17 protein-coding genes and 1 pseudogene are annotated in these 15,546 nt (G+C 53.2%); 1 reads left to right on the top strand and 17 read right to left on the bottom strand.

Translation table 11 applies throughout. The annotated features are described in order from the left end of the window. Positions 1-3: 3 nt before the first annotated feature. The 3 genes and pseudogenes from hflD to FCN78_RS09020 form a co-directional block, all read right to left on the bottom strand. Positions 4-648 carry a high frequency lysogenization protein HflD gene (gene hflD, locus FCN78_RS09030; protein WP_069361197.1) on the bottom strand — a complete coding sequence of 215 codons (645 nt, stop codon included), beginning with the start codon at positions 646-648 and terminating at the stop codon, positions 4-6. A gap of 13 nt (positions 649-661) precedes the next feature. Next, on the bottom strand, positions 662-1,771 hold the full coding sequence (gene mnmA, locus FCN78_RS09025) for a tRNA 2-thiouridine(34) synthase MnmA (RefSeq protein WP_077659475.1): 1,110 nt from the start codon (positions 1,769-1,771) through the stop codon (positions 662-664). A 444-nt stretch (positions 1,772-2,215) separates the two neighbouring features. After that, positions 2,216-2,854 (bottom strand): annotated as a pseudogene (locus tag FCN78_RS09020) (pseudouridine synthase); the annotation flags it as partial. A 139-nt stretch (positions 2,855-2,993) separates the two neighbouring features. Here FCN78_RS09020 and icd point away from each other — a divergent pair. Continuing rightward, positions 2,994-4,244, top strand: coding sequence for an NADP-dependent isocitrate dehydrogenase (icd, locus tag FCN78_RS09015; protein ID WP_077659392.1), 1,251 nt, complete (start codon positions 2,994-2,996; stop codon positions 4,242-4,244). Between the two features lie 65 nt (positions 4,245-4,309). Here the strand turns inward: icd and pseI are convergent, their stop codons facing one another. The 14 genes from pseI to hisC all read right to left on the bottom strand — a co-directional run bounded on the left by pseI (position 4,310) and on the right by hisC (position 15,544). Then, on the bottom strand, positions 4,310-5,362 hold the full coding sequence (gene pseI / locus FCN78_RS09010; protein ID WP_077659393.1) for a pseudaminic acid synthase: 1,053 nt from the start codon (positions 5,360-5,362) through the stop codon (positions 4,310-4,312). Further along, positions 5,346-5,924, bottom strand: coding sequence for a UDP-4-amino-4,6-dideoxy-N-acetyl-beta-L-altrosamine N-acetyltransferase (gene pseH / locus FCN78_RS09005; RefSeq protein WP_077659394.1), 579 nt, complete (start codon positions 5,922-5,924; stop codon positions 5,346-5,348). The genes pseI and pseH overlap by 17 nt, the downstream gene beginning before the upstream one ends. Beyond that, positions 5,915-6,991, bottom strand: coding sequence for a UDP-2,4-diacetamido-2,4,6-trideoxy-beta-L-altropyranose hydrolase (gene pseG / locus FCN78_RS09000; RefSeq protein WP_077659395.1), 1,077 nt, complete (start codon positions 6,989-6,991; stop codon positions 5,915-5,917). Before pseG ends, pseH begins: the two co-directional genes overlap by 10 nt. Continuing rightward, positions 6,988-7,692: a pseudaminic acid cytidylyltransferase gene (gene pseF, locus FCN78_RS08995; RefSeq protein ID WP_077649303.1), complete on the bottom strand. Its 705-nt coding sequence runs from the start codon at positions 7,690-7,692 to the stop codon at positions 6,988-6,990. The genes pseG and pseF overlap by 4 nt, the downstream gene beginning before the upstream one ends. A gap of 3 nt (positions 7,693-7,695) precedes the next feature. Further along, positions 7,696-8,841, bottom strand: a complete 1,146-nt coding sequence (pseC, locus tag FCN78_RS08990; protein WP_077659476.1) for a UDP-4-amino-4,6-dideoxy-N-acetyl-beta-L-altrosamine transaminase — start codon at positions 8,839-8,841, stop codon at positions 7,696-7,698. 12 nt (positions 8,842-8,853) lie between these two features. Then, positions 8,854-9,849 (bottom strand): UDP-N-acetylglucosamine 4,6-dehydratase (inverting), encoded by a 996-nt coding sequence (gene pseB, locus FCN78_RS08985; protein WP_077521186.1) that lies wholly within the window; start codon positions 9,847-9,849, stop codon positions 8,854-8,856. A gap of 88 nt (positions 9,850-9,937) precedes the next feature. Then, positions 9,938-10,252: a HigA family addiction module antitoxin gene (locus FCN78_RS08980; RefSeq protein ID WP_077659396.1), complete on the bottom strand. Its 315-nt coding sequence runs from the start codon at positions 10,250-10,252 to the stop codon at positions 9,938-9,940. 13 nt (positions 10,253-10,265) lie between these two features. Continuing rightward, the gene (locus tag FCN78_RS08975) at positions 10,266-10,547 is read right to left on the bottom strand and encodes a type II toxin-antitoxin system RelE/ParE family toxin (protein WP_077521192.1); all 282 of its coding nucleotides are present in this window, start codon (positions 10,545-10,547) and stop codon (positions 10,266-10,268) included. Positions 10,548-10,694: 147 nt separating this feature from the next. After that, entirely contained in the window at positions 10,695-11,318 is a 624-nt protein-coding gene (hisIE, locus tag FCN78_RS08970; protein WP_077659397.1) for a bifunctional phosphoribosyl-AMP cyclohydrolase/phosphoribosyl-ATP diphosphatase HisIE, read from the bottom strand. Further along, a complete protein-coding gene (gene hisF, locus FCN78_RS08965) occupies positions 11,315-12,088 on the bottom strand; it encodes an imidazole glycerol phosphate synthase subunit HisF (protein WP_069361209.1) in 774 nt (257 codons plus the stop codon). The genes hisIE and hisF overlap by 4 nt, the downstream gene beginning before the upstream one ends. Then, positions 12,070-12,807 (bottom strand): 1-(5-phosphoribosyl)-5-[(5-phosphoribosylamino)methylideneamino]imidazole-4-carboxamide isomerase, encoded by a 738-nt coding sequence (gene hisA / locus FCN78_RS08960; RefSeq protein ID WP_069361210.1) that lies wholly within the window; start codon positions 12,805-12,807, stop codon positions 12,070-12,072. Before hisA ends, hisF begins: the two co-directional genes overlap by 19 nt. 6 nt (positions 12,808-12,813) lie before the next feature. After that, complete coding sequence (hisH, locus tag FCN78_RS08955) at positions 12,814-13,413, bottom strand: imidazole glycerol phosphate synthase subunit HisH (protein WP_077659398.1); 600 nt, start codon at positions 13,411-13,413, stop codon at positions 12,814-12,816. Continuing rightward, a complete protein-coding gene (gene hisB / locus FCN78_RS08950; RefSeq protein WP_077659399.1) occupies positions 13,413-14,480 on the bottom strand; it encodes a bifunctional histidinol-phosphatase/imidazoleglycerol-phosphate dehydratase HisB in 1,068 nt (355 codons plus the stop codon). The genes hisH and hisB overlap by 1 nt, the downstream gene beginning before the upstream one ends. A gap of 11 nt (positions 14,481-14,491) precedes the next feature. Beyond that, the gene (gene hisC / locus FCN78_RS08945) at positions 14,492-15,544 is read right to left on the bottom strand and encodes a histidinol-phosphate transaminase (RefSeq protein ID WP_106407191.1); all 1,053 of its coding nucleotides are present in this window, start codon (positions 15,542-15,544) and stop codon (positions 14,492-14,494) included. Positions 15,545-15,546 lie beyond the last annotated feature (2 nt).

Here is a 15,546-nt window from a genome sequence, read left to right as displayed (position 1 = left end):
TGATTAGCTTCGGGCTAGAATGAGTTTGGCCTGCTCAACCATTTGTTTGCGACCAAAGATAAGATGCCGGCGTTTGCCGCCTACTTGACGCCATAGGACAGCACTGCGGATACCGGAAAGCAAGATGGCACGCACGCGATGTTGCACGCCAGTTTGCTGTAAATGTTGTGGATCACCAGATACTTGAATGCGCGGCCCAAGTGGGCTGATCACGTCGAGATAAATGCTGGCAAGGTTGCTGATCATTTGCTCATCGAGCAAATCAAAATGGCTCACTTGGCGCTCGATCGTTTCAATGCGATCGCCCAGTTGTGCCATGGCATCACGGCGGCTGGACAGCTTGCGCTCCAACGCCAACAAATTAATCAGGTAGCGCATGGTTTCGCTACCGTTGCGGCTATTATCGAGTTGGCCAATGAGGGTCTCTAAACCAAGGTGAAGGCCTGATTCACCGCCACCGGTGACATTCCCTACTTCTCCACGAAATACGTCTAGGGTAGAAGAGGGATTGGTGATAATAATGCTGCTCAGGCTCGTATTTAATGCGTCTTGGTCACAATACCCATTGCGAGATACGTCTTGCACCAATTTTGCTGCCTGACAAATGCTGGCAAACGCCAGGGTGCGATCATAAATCGTCTCTGCCACTGATCACGGCTCCTTAAATACGTTGCTCGATAATGCCACCGCCTAGGCACACATCGCCATCGTAAAAGACAGCGGATTGCCCCGGCGTTACCGCAATTTGCGGCTCGTCGAAGATAACTTTCACTGTATCATCATCAACGGGCGTGATAGTACACGATATATCGTGTTGACGGTATCGGGTTTTTACCGTGCAACGGCGGGTCTCAGTCACAATCTCGCGATCGACCCAGTGTAATTGCGCTGCGATGAGTCCTTCTGAATAGAGTCGAGGGTGATCATGGCCTTGACCGACGAGCAATACATTACGCGCAACGTCCTTATCGACCACATACCAAGGCGCTTCGCTACCGTTGCCGCCTTTAAGACCACCAATGCCTAAGCCTTTGCGCTGACCCAAAGTGTGGTACATCAACCCTTGGTGTTCACCAATCACGTCGCCCTCAGTGGTTTCGATAGGGCCGGGCTGTGCGGGTAAGTACTGCGACAAAAAGTCAGTGAACTTACGCTCGCCGATAAAGCAAATGCCGGTTGAATCTTTTTTCTTCGCCGTCACCAAACCTTGCTCTTCCGCGATTTGGCGTACCTGCGGTTTTTCTAAATCGCCCACAGGGAACAGGCTGCGTGCCACTTGATCATGGCTAAGCGTGTACAAGAAATAGCTTTGGTCTTTGTTATTGTCTAAGCCGCGCAGCATTTGCGCTTTTTCGCCGCTTTCAGGGAAGGTGCGACGGACATAATGTCCCATGGCAATATAATCGGCATCCAGCACTTCGTCGGCAAACTCGAGAAACGCCTTAAATTTGATTTCTTTATTGCAGAGAATATCAGGGTTGGGCGTGCGACCCGCTTTGTATTCGGTCAAAAAGTGCTCGAAGACGTTGTCCCAGTACTCAGCGGCAAAGTTAATGGTGTGCAGCTCGATGCCAAGCTTGTCACACACATCTTGCGCATCGGCCAAGTCTTCTGCAGCAGAGCAATACTCCTCGTTGTCATCCTCTTCCCAGTTTTTCATAAACAGGCCTTCTACCTGATAACCCTGTTGTTTCAACAAGTAGGCAGAAACGGAGGAATCAACACCGCCGGACATTCCGACAATCACTTTTTTGCTGCTGTTATCTGACATGGTGATCACAAATGCTGCTATCAATAAACGGACGCTGAGTTTAACAGAATCAAATCGCCGGATACAGATGTGATAGGGCTCACACGTTAACCGTTATCCAAAGTGAGTAGATGGGTGGGGAGGTGGTCGCGTGGCCTGTGACCGAGGCGGCATATGTTAATACTATTAATACTTGGGATTGGGTGCCGCGCAAAGACTTGTGAACACATTAGGTTTATCGACCGATTCCCGCACGCAGACACGCCGTATACCCATCCCTGGGGGCTCTGCCGCGCCATCCTTGGCGCGGAGGGTCTGTGTGCGCAAATCGATCGATGGTGTGTTCAGGTACTCCTAGTACTCATTGCGTTTCTTCGACGGTGCGCGCTTGGACGAGCGAGTGCGTCGGCGTGGTGCTTTCCCTTTTGGTCCTTTGGGTTTAGGGGTGAACTGCTCGAAGCCTTTCGGGGGCGCAACCTCACGCCACTGGCCCGGTTGCAAATCATCCAGCTGCCATGGGCCGAGTTGGGCGCGAATCAAGCGCAATGTCGGGTGGCCGATGTGCGCGGTCATCCGGCGTACTTGCCGATTTCGCCCCTCTTGTAGCACCACCTTTAGCCAGGTCGTGGGAATGTTAGCGCGATAGCGCACCGGAGGGTGGCGTTCCCATACGGTGGGCGGGGCGATCTTGGCGACATCGGCGGGCAGCGTCAGACCATCTTTCAGTTCGACACCGTCACAGAGCGCCTGAATCGCCTCATCGCTGGGCTCGCCTTCGACTTGTACCCAATAGGTTTTGGGAGACTTGGATGAAGGCTGGGTGAGTCTCGCTTGCAAGGCACCATTATTGGTGAGCACCAGTAAGCCCTCGCTGTCTTTGTCGAGCCGACCGGCCGGGTACACGTCTTTCACCGAGACAATGTCGGCCAATGTACTGTCACCGGGCTCGCCACTAAACTGGGTCAACATGTTATAAGGTTTGTTAACAAGTATCACTTTGGTGGCGACGGTGGCCGCTCTGGGGGGCTTTCCACCTTTGGCCGATGGAGCTTGGGTGTTTGAAACAGCCTTTGACGCTGGCTGGGGGCGGGCTTTATATGGCATGAGGGCTGTCAAATAGATTAAACGGCAAATGAGACTTCCGTATTATACACGTAATAATCTGTTTGGCGTGTTGTATGAATTCGAGTATCCTCAACTCGCATCTTACACAAAGATAACAAATGGACGCTAGGAGATTAAAATGGAAAGTAAAGTAGTTGTACCGGCGGAAGGTCAGAAGATCACACTCGACGGCACAAAACTGGTAGTCCCTAACCACCCTGTGATCCCTTACATTGAAGGGGATGGCATCGGGATGGATGTTAGCCCTGCAATGATCAAAGTTGTTGATGCAGCTGTTGCTAAAGCCTATAACGGTGAGCGTAAGATTTCATGGATGGAAATCTATACTGGTGAGAAGTCTACCAAGGTATATGGTGACGATCAGTGGCTGCCAGCTGAAACTCTCGACTTTATTCGCGAATACAAAGTGGCCATCAAAGGGCCACTGACGACCCCAGTGGGCGGTGGTATTCGCTCATTGAACGTGGCGCTTCGTCAAGAGCTCGACCTTTATATCTGTGCGCGTCCGGTACGTTACTTCACTGGGGTTCCTAGCCCACTGAAAAAGCCAGAAGACACGGACATGGTGATCTTCCGCGAAAACTCAGAAGACATCTACGCGGGTGTTGAGTTTAAAGCAGGCACCGCCGAAGCGGATAAAGTGATTAAGTTCCTGCGTGAAGAAATGGGTGCCAACAAAATCCGTTTCCCTGAGCAGTGTGGTGTAGGCATTAAGCCAATCTCAGAAGAAGGCACCAAGCGTTTGGTTCGCGCCGCTATCGAGTACACCATTGATAACGACCGTGACTCACTGACTATCGTCCACAAAGGTAACATCATGAAGTTTACCGAAGGGGCGTTTAAAGATTGGGCATACGAAGTAGCCAATGAAGAGTTTGGTGCCGAGTTGCTTGATGGCGGTCCGTGGATGACGATGAAAAATCCAAAAACCGGTAAAGAGATCATCATCAAAGATTCCATCGCGGATGCCTTCTTGCAGCAAATTCTGCTGCGTCCTGCGGAATATGATGTGATTGCCACCATGAACTTGAATGGTGATTACGTATCTGATGCCTTGGCCGCACAGGTTGGTGGTATTGGTATCGCCCCAGGTGCCAACATTGGTGACGGCGTGGCGCTGTTTGAAGCGACCCATGGCACGGCACCAAAATACGCCGGTCAAGACAAGGTGAACCCAGGCTCACTCATTCTTTCAGCTGAAATGATGCTGCGTCATATGGGCTGGTTTGAAGCGGCTGACTTGGTGATCAAGTCAATGGAGAACACCATCGCCAACAAAACAGTGACGTATGACTTCGAGCGTCAAATGGAAGGGGCAAGCCTCCGTAAGTGCTCTGAGTTTGCTGACGAGATGGTCAAGCAAATGTAATCACTGCCTATCAGTGAAGACCAAACCCGGCTCAGTCGCCGGGTTTTTTTATGGATATGCTCCAGCTAGTCTTCGATATCTTCCCACGACAACGCGGTGCCTTTGATTAACGCGCGTGTTGCGCGCTTTCCGATCACCGCATCATAGTGTTTCGGTGCCAACCCAAAGCCAGGTCGAATACTGCGCACATTATCCGCCGTTAGTGGTTCACCGGACGCGATATCCTCACAGACATACAAAGAGCGCCTAAATTGACGGTTGCTTGCTTCGGCCTTTCGGGTGGTGAGGGCGCTTTCTCCTAACGCTTGCCACGCCGCGTGGGTTTGCTCACAAAGCGCACTGAGTGCAGGTGGTGTGAGCGAGAAAGCAGCATCCGGGCCTCCCGAGTCTTCAGAGAGCATCACATGTTTTTCAATCACGCACGCGCCTAGTGCCACGGCAGTGATCGCGGCGGTATTGGTCAGCGAATGATCGGATAAACCCGCCAATGCTTGATAGCGGCTGGCTAAGGTTGGAATGGTTCGCAGATGGCTTTGTTCAATCGGCGCAGGGTAGGCGCTGATACAATGGAGCAACACTAGCTCACGACAGCCGTTATCTCGGGCGGTCGCCACCGCCTCGGCAATCTCTGTCTCGTCAGCCATGCCGGTTGAGATGATCATTGGTTTGCCGGTTTGGGCGGCATAGCGAATCAAGGGCAAGTCAATCGCCTCGAACGAAGCAATTTTATAGGCGGGGGCGTTAAGATCTTCGAGCAAGTCAATCGCGGAGCAATCAAAAGGAGAAGAGAATAAGGTGATGCCTTCTTTTCTCGCGTGATCAAATAACGGCTTGTGCCACTCAAACGGGGTTTGTGCCCAGCGATATAGCTGGTGGAGACTATAACCATCCCAGAGTCCGCCTTTGATTTGAAACTCATCGTGGTCGCAATCAAGGGTAATGGTATCGGCGGTATAGCTTTGCATTTTGACGGCATCGGCACCGCAGGCTTTGGCCATGGAAAGGGTTTGTTTGGCAAGCTCAAGGCTACCATTATGGTTGGCCGACATTTCGGCAATGATATAGGGAGGATGTTGGGGACCGATCAAACGGCCTGCAATCTTAATGTCGTTGTTCATAAACCGCATCGATATTCAGTTTGGTTTGAAGGGCGCTGGCGCCTTGCTGCCACTCATCAGTGGACAAAGACAGGCACACAATCTCGACTGTTGCTCCCTCAGGCAGGGAAAAGGTGCGTTGCCGACTTTGCGGCGTTTCACGAAAGCCAAAGCGTTGATGTAGCCGAACCACTCCCTGATTATGACTGAGCACTTCACAGTTCAACTGGGTCACGCCCAAGGTCTCAAACGCTAAGCTTAATGCGCCAAACTCCATAAGCGCGCCGCTGCCACGCGGTGCATCCGGAGCAGCATAAAAAGCCCAGGTCGCACTAGTACTATTCTCGCTATCGAGGTCAAGATTGACCACGCCAAGTGGCTTGTCCGGTTGGCCGTCTACGCGCTTGTAAACGATATAAAAATAACGGTGCGTGCTGGCGAGCATATGGCTGAACCATGCCTTGTGCTCATCATGGCTAATTTCATGCTGGGTGTACATAAACTGGCGGACATTGGGACGATTGCGCCAATGCCATAAAGTGTCACTGTCCGCGTGACTCACCGCTTTAAAAATCAGTTGCATAAGTCATGCTCCAAGGCCGCGACCACGCGCTCTGCGCCTTTTCCATCAGTGATCGCTGGCAGGGTAGGAAGCTGATGCCAGTTTGCCGCAAGGTGCTGCAGTGCAGACGCGTAATCTTGCCAGCGGGTGTGCTCACCGCGTCCTAAGTATTGATAGCCCGGCTGTCCGGCGAGATACTCGGCCATGGCGTGTTGGTTTTCCGCCACACACACCAAGGTGCTCGGGATCCCCAAGCAGCTGCGCTCAATGGCGGTCACACCTGCCGCCCCAAACGCGTAGCGTGCCCGTGCCATCTGGGCATCAAAGTCCGACAGTGCTTCCACCACGCTAACCCCATCGGGGACAGACGCTTTACACAATGCGTCGCGGTCTGGGTTACGTCGTCCGGTGACAATTAATAGCGAGAAAGGTAGTCTCTCGCGCTTCTGCTCTTTTGCTAGGTGTTTCACCGCGTCCACGAGCTTGCGGCTTTCACCGGTCGGATCCGTGCCGGAGAAAAAGGCGATCACCTTATCTTCCCGCGGCGGCGGAGACTGATGTAAGGCGGCAAATGCTGGACGCAATAGTGCATAGTCTGGCCCCAATAAGCATCGGGTTTGTGAATTTAAAAGCTGTGACGCATAGCGCGTGGTAAGCTCAGGCCAAGGGTTTTGATCGAGCAAAAACGCGCAATCGTGGGGCCGATTGGCGAGATCATCGACCACCATCACCGGACAGCCCAATTGGATATGAATCGATTGTTCCCAGCGGGCATCTAAGGCATAATGATCCACCACCATTAAATCCACCGGCTGGTTAGCCACGCATGCGGTTGTCTCGTCGGCATCTTGCCACTGGCTCACACCCAGCCAGTCGGTGTTGCTAAGCGAGTTTTTGGGAGCAGGCAACACCACCACCGTTAAGCCTTGTTCATGGCTGACCGCTATTAAATTTCCGGGTAAATCGCGACATACCAAGGTTATCTGATGGCCAGATGCTTGTAGCATGCTAGCCAACACGTGCATGCGGCTGACGTGCCCGGTGCCTATCGCTTGGGAGGCATCGACTCGAATGGCAATATGGCTCATAGCAAGGCCTGTTGCTCCAACAGTTGATACATTAGCTCAGCGCGTAGCCAGTCGTCAGGTTCATCAATGTCTTGCACGCGGTAATGAGGGATCAACACGGCTTTCGAGTGGGGAGCAAAAACCGGCTCGCGCGCTAAAAACGCACTTGGCGTGCCCCAGTAAAACATTCCCGCATCGTGGTACGCCGGTTGTAAGTCTTGGGAGCGCGTGGTGAAGTGCTCGGGCCACAACATGCTGACACTGCCATCGGCATCGACATGAATACTGCGCTGAATTGGAAAGGCGTAGCGGGTGGCGGCAAAACTGTATTTGACGGTGTCGCCGTTCAGTAACGCTAAGCCTTGGCGCAAGTCATCCGTGGTGACAAAGGGAGTGGTCGCATACAGGCAGCATATCGCTTGCAAAGGCGTTTGCTGTGGCGACTGATTAAGCCACTGGATCGCATGCTCAAGCACATCCAAGGTCGTAGCGTGATCACCGGCAATCTCGGCGGGACGTACAAAAGGCACTTCAGCCCCGGCATCGCGCGCCACACTGGCAATGTCGTCGCAATCGGTGGAAACCAAGACGCGATCGAATAGCCCACTTTGACGTGCTGTCGCAATGGCATAAGTGATAATGGGCGCACCGTTAAACAGTTTGAGGTTCTTGCCCGGAATGCGTTTGCTGCCACCTCGGGCGGGAATAATACATACATTCATCGGTCACGCATCCTCAATGGCTTTTTGTAGCGCAGCAATCACTGTATCTTGCTGTTGCTCGGTTAAATCGGGGTAAAGCGGCAAAGTGAGTGCGCCCGCGTAATACTGTTCGGCAAGCGGAAAGTCTCCGGGCTGGAAGCCCAGTGCCTGATAGTAAGGTTGCGTATGCACAGGAATATAGTGCACGTTCACGCCAATGCCTTGCGCACGCATTGCTTCAAAAACCGCGCGGCGTGTATCGGCGTGCTCAAGCTCAATCAAATACAAATGCCATGCCGACTCAGGGTCTAAAACGGGCCGCTTGACGGGCAAATCCGCCAGCGCTTGGTGGTAGCGTTCAGCGAGTGCAAACCGTTTGGCGATAAAGGAACTAAGTTGGGTTAATTGTGAACGGCCAAGCGCGGCATGAATATCCGAGAGGCGATAGTTCATCCCCAATGCATGCTGCTCATAACCCCAAGGTGGCAGGGCAGCGTGGCTGTCTTCTGCATCACGGGTGATGCCGTGGCTACGTAACTGACGCAGCGCTTTCGCCAATGTGGCATGTTGGGTGGTTGCAACCCCGGCTTCTCCCGCGGTAACCACTTTGACCGGATGAAAACTAAATACGCTAATATCGCTGTACTGGCATCCACCCACTGCCGCGCCTTGATAGTGTGCGCCCATCGCATGTGACGCATCCTCAATAATGGCTATCTGATAACGCTTGGCAAGCGCGGCAATCTCGGCCATTGGTGCACTGGCGCCGGCCATATGCACCACCACCAGTACTTTGGGTAAGGTGCGAGTCGCGGCCGCTTGCGCCAGTTTTTTCGCGAGCTGCTGGGGGCATAGGTTACGTGTGTCTGGGTCGATATCGACAAAATCTACCTCGGCACCACAGTATCGGCCACAATTGGCTGACGCGACAAAGGTGATGGGCGAGGTCCATAAACGATCGCCAGGGCCCAGTCCTAACGCCAGACAAGCGAGATGCAGGGCAGATGTCGCGCTATTGACGGCGACCGCATGCGCCGCCCCGGTGAGTTCGGCGACGGCGGCTTCAAAAGCCGGAACTTGCGGGCCTTGCGTCAGATAATCACTTTTTAGCACCTCAAGCACAGCGGCATAGTCTTGCTCACTAAGATGCTGCTTTCCGTATGGGATCAACGCCATACTCCTTTACTGCTCGGTGTCGAGTTGCAAAATGGCCTCGACGGTTAACACATCTGGGTTAGTGCCTGATTGATACTCAAAGCCCTCTGGCACGGGCTGTCCTTTTTCGCCCAACGCATTTTCTCGATAGTCATAATCGGCGTCGTAGAACTTAATGGTGGGGCAAATCACGTAATGATCGGCAAATTCGAGCGTCAGATGCGCATCGTCAGCCGGACACATCACTTCATGCATTTTCTCGCCGGGACGAATGCCTATCACTTTGACGGGCGTGTTCGGGGCATAGGCGCTGGCGAGATCCGTCAGGCGAACCGATGGGATCTTAGGAACAAATATTTCCCCGCCATACATGCGTGAAAAGTTTTTCAGCACAAAATCCACCCCTTGCTGCAAGGTAATCCAAAAACGGGTCATTTCAGGATGGGTAATGGGCAAATGATCCGCGCCTTCCGCTGCCTTTTTCTTAAACAAAGGCACCACAGAGCCGCGCGAGCCGACCACATTGCCATAGCGCACCACCGAAAAGCGTGTCTTTTGGCCCCCGGTCATATTGTTAGCGGCGACAAACAATTTATCTGAACACAGTTTGGTGGCGCCATAGAGATTATTGGGGCTGGCGGCTTTATCGGTCGAGAGCGCAATCACCTTTTCCACTCCGTTGGCAATCGCGGCACGAATCACATTCTCTGCACCGTGAATGTTGGTCTTGATACACTCCATCGGGTTGTATTCGGCGGCAGGTACCTGCTTGAGTGCAGCAGCATGAATCACATAGTCAATGCCTTGCATCGCTTGCATTAAACGATCGCCATCACGCACATCGCCAATAAAATAGCGCATGCAAGGGGCGTTAAAGGTTTGCTGCATTTCATATTGCTTGAGCTCATCGCGAGAGAGCACCACGAGACGGCGTGGTTGATAGCGTTCAAGCAGGGTGCGGACGTACTTTTTACCAAAAGAGCCAGTACCGCCGGTGATCAGAATGGATTTGCCGTTAAACATAGGACGCCTTGTCACTAACTGTCGGGAATACAGGCAGTTTAACTGATCTGAGCAGGATTTGGCGATCTGCTACGGCCATGACGCGCGATTAAGCGACATCAAGCGGTTTTATTTTTGCTACCTCGTGTTTAATTGATTGCGACGCCTCCCAAAGATCAACGGCCCTTTGCGCATTGAGCCAAAACTCAGGCGAGTTACCAAACAGACGAGCGAGACGAAGCGCCAGCTCCGGGCTCACGGCTTTACGCTCATCCAATACGGCAATCATCGATTGACGAGAGACGCCCAAAGCATCAGCCAATTGTTCTACACTCAAGCCGTAATCGGGCAGAAAGTCTTCGCGCAACATGGCTCCAGGATGCGTCGGTTGGCGTTGCATGCCAGTTGTATTGAAAATCGTCATCACTGTTACCTCATTAGTGGTAGTCGCAAACCTCGACGTCATACGCGTCACCGTCTTCAAAGCGAAAGCAAATGCGCCACTGTTTGTTTATCGCTATTGCATATTGCCCTTGTCTGTTTCCTGACAAAGCGTGAAGGCGATTACCGGGCGGTACCTTGAGATCATCGAGCTGTGTGGCGAGATCGATATACTCCAACTTTCTTGCCGCACGTACCGTCAGCTCGGTAGGGAACCTCTTTGACGTTCCCTTTGAGTATAGTGCCTGCGTTCGTTTATCTGCGAATGATTTGATCATGCATCAAACGTATTTTGGCATGGGATGAGCGTCAATCAAAGGCGTGTATTATCTCTTAAATTGCGAGTGAGATAACTTGCGTTACACAAAGCGCCGCATGTGGGCGGCGCTTTGGAGGGGTTATGTTTAGGTTAACGCGCGTGGCTGTTAGCCTTGATGGCGAGAGGCGAGGACTTCGATCACTTGGTGGAGGCTAAGCTCTTGGTCTTGCAGCAATACCAACAGGTGATAAAGCAAGTCGGCGCTTTCGTTTAATAGCTCGGCTTTATCGCCTGCCGTGGCAGCTAGGGCGACTTCGACGCCTTCTTCCCCCACTTTTTGCGCGATACGCTTGGTGCCTTTGGCAAATAAGCTTGCGGTGTAAGAGTCATCAGGCGCGGCGTCTTTACGGCTGGCAAGCACTTGCTCTAGGCTCGACAAAAAGCCGGGCCCCGTGTGTGGTGGTTTGTTATCGCTGTCAAAGCAGGTGGTCGTGCCGAGGTGACAGGTGGGCCCGTGTGGCGTCGCCGTGACCAACAAGGTGTCTTGATCGCAATCGAGTGCAATGTGCTCCAGACTTAACACATGGCCGGAGCTTTCGCCTTTTACCCAAAGGCGTGATTTACTGCGTGACCAAAAGGTGACGTGACCGGTTTCGAGCGTCGCGTTCAGTGCATCGGCATTCATGTAGCCCAGCATTAACACTTGGCCGCTATCGCTGTGTTGGATAATCGCAGGCACCAAGCCGGCGTTTTTCTCCCAATCGATACGTTCTACCCACGCTGCCGTCATACTCTTACCTCGATCCCTTGTTGTTTTAATGTTTGTTTTAATTCGCTTATCGCGATGATTTGCTTATGAAACACCGAGGCGGCCAGCGCGCCATCGACATTCGCTTGTAAAAAGGCGTCGGCGAAATGCGACATTTCACCGGCACCGCCGGAGGCAATCAGGGGCACCTGACAGCGCTCTCTTACCATTTTGAGTTGGGTTAAGTCATAGCCTTGGCGCACGCCATCGCGGTTCATCATATTGAGTACGATTTCGCCTGCGCCCCGCTGTTGAACTTCCTCAACCCACGCGGCGGTTTGCCAAGGCGTGGCCTGAGTGCGGCTTTCATCACCGGTAAATTGATAGACCTGATAGTATCCGGTCGCTTCATCGAAGAAGGAATCAATCCCGACCACCACGCACTGCACGCCAAACTTATTGGCCAGCCGCGTGATCAGACTCGGATCGGCCAAGGCGGGTGAATTAATCGATATTTTATCCGCACCGAATTCCAAGATTTGCTGGGCATCGGCTTCGGATTTAATCCCACCGGCAACGCAAAAGGGGATATCAATTACTTCCGCGACGCGACTGACCCAGCTTTTATCGACCACCCGGCTGTCACTGGAGGCGGTGATGTCATAAAACACCAGTTCGTCAGCGCCTTCTTCGGCATAGCGTTTGGCGAGCGGGACGATATCGCCGACGATTTCGTGATTGCGAAATTGCACGCCTTTAACCACTTGTCCGTCGCGGACGTCCAAACAAGGAATTATCCGTTTTGCCAGCATGCGATCGCCTCCTCTGCGCTAAAGTTGCCTTCCAGTAGGGCGCGGCCGACGATCACGCCTGCCACGCCAGTATCGCGTAAGGCGCGAATGTCTTCTAGACGGCCAATGCCGCCTGATGATTGAAATGCAATGCTCGGATAGCGCTGACACAAGTCGCGATAGAGCGCCACATTACTGCCTTGCAAGGTGCCATCGCGGGAGATATCAGTGCACAGCACATGCTTGAGCCCGACGGATAGATAATCGTCGAGTAGCGCTTCAATGGTGACGCCGGAGTCTTGTTGCCAACCGGACACCGCCACGCGTCGCGTCCCGTCGCTGTCAATGTGAATGTCGAGTGCCAGTACAATCCGGTCAGGGCCGTAGGTTTGCATCCAGCCTTTGACCAAATCGGGGGATTTGACCGCGGTGGAGCCGATCACTACGCGCTGCGCGCCGGTGTTTAGCAGCTCAATCACGTCCATTTCGGTGCGCACGCCGCCGCCGATTTGGATATTGGCAGGCGTTGATTGCAAAATCTCGGTGATTAAATCGACCTGACGCGCGGTGGGATCTTTGGCACCGGTTAAATCTACGAGGTGCAGCCAATCTGCCCCCGCTTGATGGTAACGCGCAAACTGCTCACGCGGGTCAAAACTGTAGTCGGTTTTTTGCTGATAATCCCCTTGATAAAGGCGCACCACTTGGCCATCTATCAAATCGAGTGCTGGTATAATCATCCTTGCTTACATCTCCAAAAAATTCTGAATCAAACGCGCGCCCACTTTGCCCGAGCGCTCAGGGTGAAACTGAACTCCATAGTAGTTGCCTTGATTGATGGCCGCACTGAACGCATGGCCATAATGACATTGTGCCAAGGTGTAATCTCCGACCGGCATCGCGTAACTGTGGACAAAGTAAAAGTGGCTACCCGCGGGAATGCCATCGAATAAGGGATGGTCATTAACGGTGGCGACCCGGTTCCACCCCATGTGGGGCAGAGGCTGCCCTGCGGTATCCATCAGTTTGGTGGGCGCGGGGATGTGACCGAGGCAATCGACGGGGCTATCGCCTTCATCGGAGTGCGTCCCTAGCATTTGCATACCAAGACATATTCCCAGCAGCGGTTGCTCCACTTGCTTAACTAAATCCACCAAGCCGCGTTCGGTGAGGTTCTTCATCGCTTCACTGGCGGTGCCGACGCCGGGCAAAAAGAGTTTATCCGCCCCGAGTACCACGTCCGGATCGCGGCTTAGTGTTGCTTGATACCCCAAACGCTCGACAGCAAAGCGCACCGAGGACACATTGGCGCAGCCGGTATCGATAATGACAGTCTGTTTGCGCATTACAGCACTCCTTTACTGCTTGGCAGGGCGTCGCCTTCGACCTTGATCGCTTGACGCAAGGTGCGGCCAAAGGCTTTAAATAAGCTTTCCACCAAGTGGTGGGTATTTTCGCCTGACACAGTTAGGTGCAGGGTACAGGCCAAGGTGTCGGTCAATGAGCGGAAGAAGTGTCCTACCATTTCGGTCGACATGTCGCCCACTTGTGGCTGCGGGAAGCTGGCCTCAAATTTCAAATAGGGGCGTCCAGATAAATCCAACGCACATTGCGCCAAGCATTCATCCATCGGCAGACTAAACCCAAAACGGCCAATACCGCGTTTATCTCCCAGCGCCCGTTTGAGTGCGTCGCCCAACGCCAGGGCGGTATCTTCAATAGTGTGGTGGTCGTCGATGTGCAAATCGCCTTTGACGCAAACGTTGAGCTGAAAGCCGCCGTGGGTGGCGATTTGGTCTAACATGTGGTCAAAAAAGCCCAATCCGGTTTCAATGCGACTGCCGCCACTCTTATCCAGGTTAACATCCACTTGAATGTCGGTTTCTTTGGTGGCGCGGGTGACGCTGGCCAATCGCGGCTGCTGGGTGAGGCGCTCGACAATCTGTGGCCAGCCCATCACGTCGCGTTGATATTTGATCCCTTGTAGCGCCATATTGTTCGCTAAAGTGATATCGGTGTCGCGATCGCCAATCACCGCTGATTGGGCGAAATCAATTCGGCCTTGCTGTAGATAGTCTTTCACCAAGCCTAGTTTGGGTTTGCGACAGCTACAGTCATCGCTATCAAAGTGCGGGCAAATCAGTACGTCTTCAAAATGGATCCCTTGTGAGCGAAACAGGGCCATCATCATGTTGTGTGGCGCATCAAAGTCCGCTTGCGGGAAGCTCTCGGTTCCCAGACCATCTTGATTGCTCACCATCACCAAGGTGTAACCTGCCGCTTGCAGGCTCAGCAACGCGGGGATCACGTCCGGCTCAAAGGCCAATTTATCCAGACGATCCACTTGATAGTCTTCAGGCGGCTCCACAATCAAGGTGCCATCACGGTCAATAAATAAAATCTTGTCTTTCACAGTGGTTGTCCTTATTCACTGAGTTGCTGGCGGATAAAGGCCAGCACTTTTTCACATTCGTCACGGTTACCAATGCTGATGCGCAAGCTGTTGGCCACGGCGGTTTGGCGCACTATCATGCCGGCACGCCCTAAACGTGCGAACACCGCGTCAGCGTCATCTAGGGTGATGAGCAGATAATTGCCAAAACCTGGATGCACCTCAACGCCTGGCAGCATACTGAGGCCGGCTTGCAAATAGGCACGGTTGGCGGTTAAGTCCAAAACCTGATATTTCATTCGCGCCAAGCCCGCTTCGGAGAGCGCTTGCTCGGCAATGTCTGCGACGGGCACCGGTACGGGATAAGGTGGGATCACCTTGAGCATCAAGTTAATAATCGCGGGACTGGCAAGGGTAAAGCCGCAACGCAGTCCCGCCAGAGCGAACGCTTTTGATAGGGTGCGCAAAATGGCCAGATTATCAAAGCGTGCGAGCAAGTCGGTGCAGGTCGCTTCTGGACTAAATTCAATATAGGCCTCATCTAGCACCACAATCGCGCGACCTTGGGTACGGGTGAGTAGCGCCTCAATGTCGTCACGGTTAATGAGATTGCCAGTCGGATTATTAGGACTACACACGAAGATAAGCTTGATGCTGGCATCTGCCTCCAAGGCGGTATCAATCCCTGCCATGTCTAACTGCCAGTCGGCGGTGAGAGGGACTTGGGTGGTGGCGATCCCTTGGTTTTCGGCACTGACCGCATACATGCCATAGGTAGGTGGACAGATCAGCACGCTATCTTGGTTTGGCTCGCAAAAGGCACGCAGCAACAAATCAATCCCTTCATCGGCGCCGCGGGTGGTGATGACTTGGTTGGTGTCTACGCCGGCATAGTCTGCATAGGCATTACTCAATGAGGCAGGCTGGCAGCTGGAGTAGCGATTGAGCCCTTGGCCGCTTACGGTGTAAGCATTGTCAAAGGGCGACTCGTTGGCATTGAGCCAGACATCCCCGCTACCGCCGATGCGGCGGGCTGACTGATAAGGCGTGAGCGCTTGTACTTGCTCACGGGCGAGTTTTTCGATGC

The sequence above is a fragment of the Salinivibrio kushneri genome, assembly GCF_005280275.1.
GTDB lineage: Bacteria > Pseudomonadota > Gammaproteobacteria > Enterobacterales > Vibrionaceae > Salinivibrio > Salinivibrio kushneri.
Note: the sequence above shows the minus strand (reverse complement) of the source record. Positions and strands in the feature narration are given on the sequence as shown.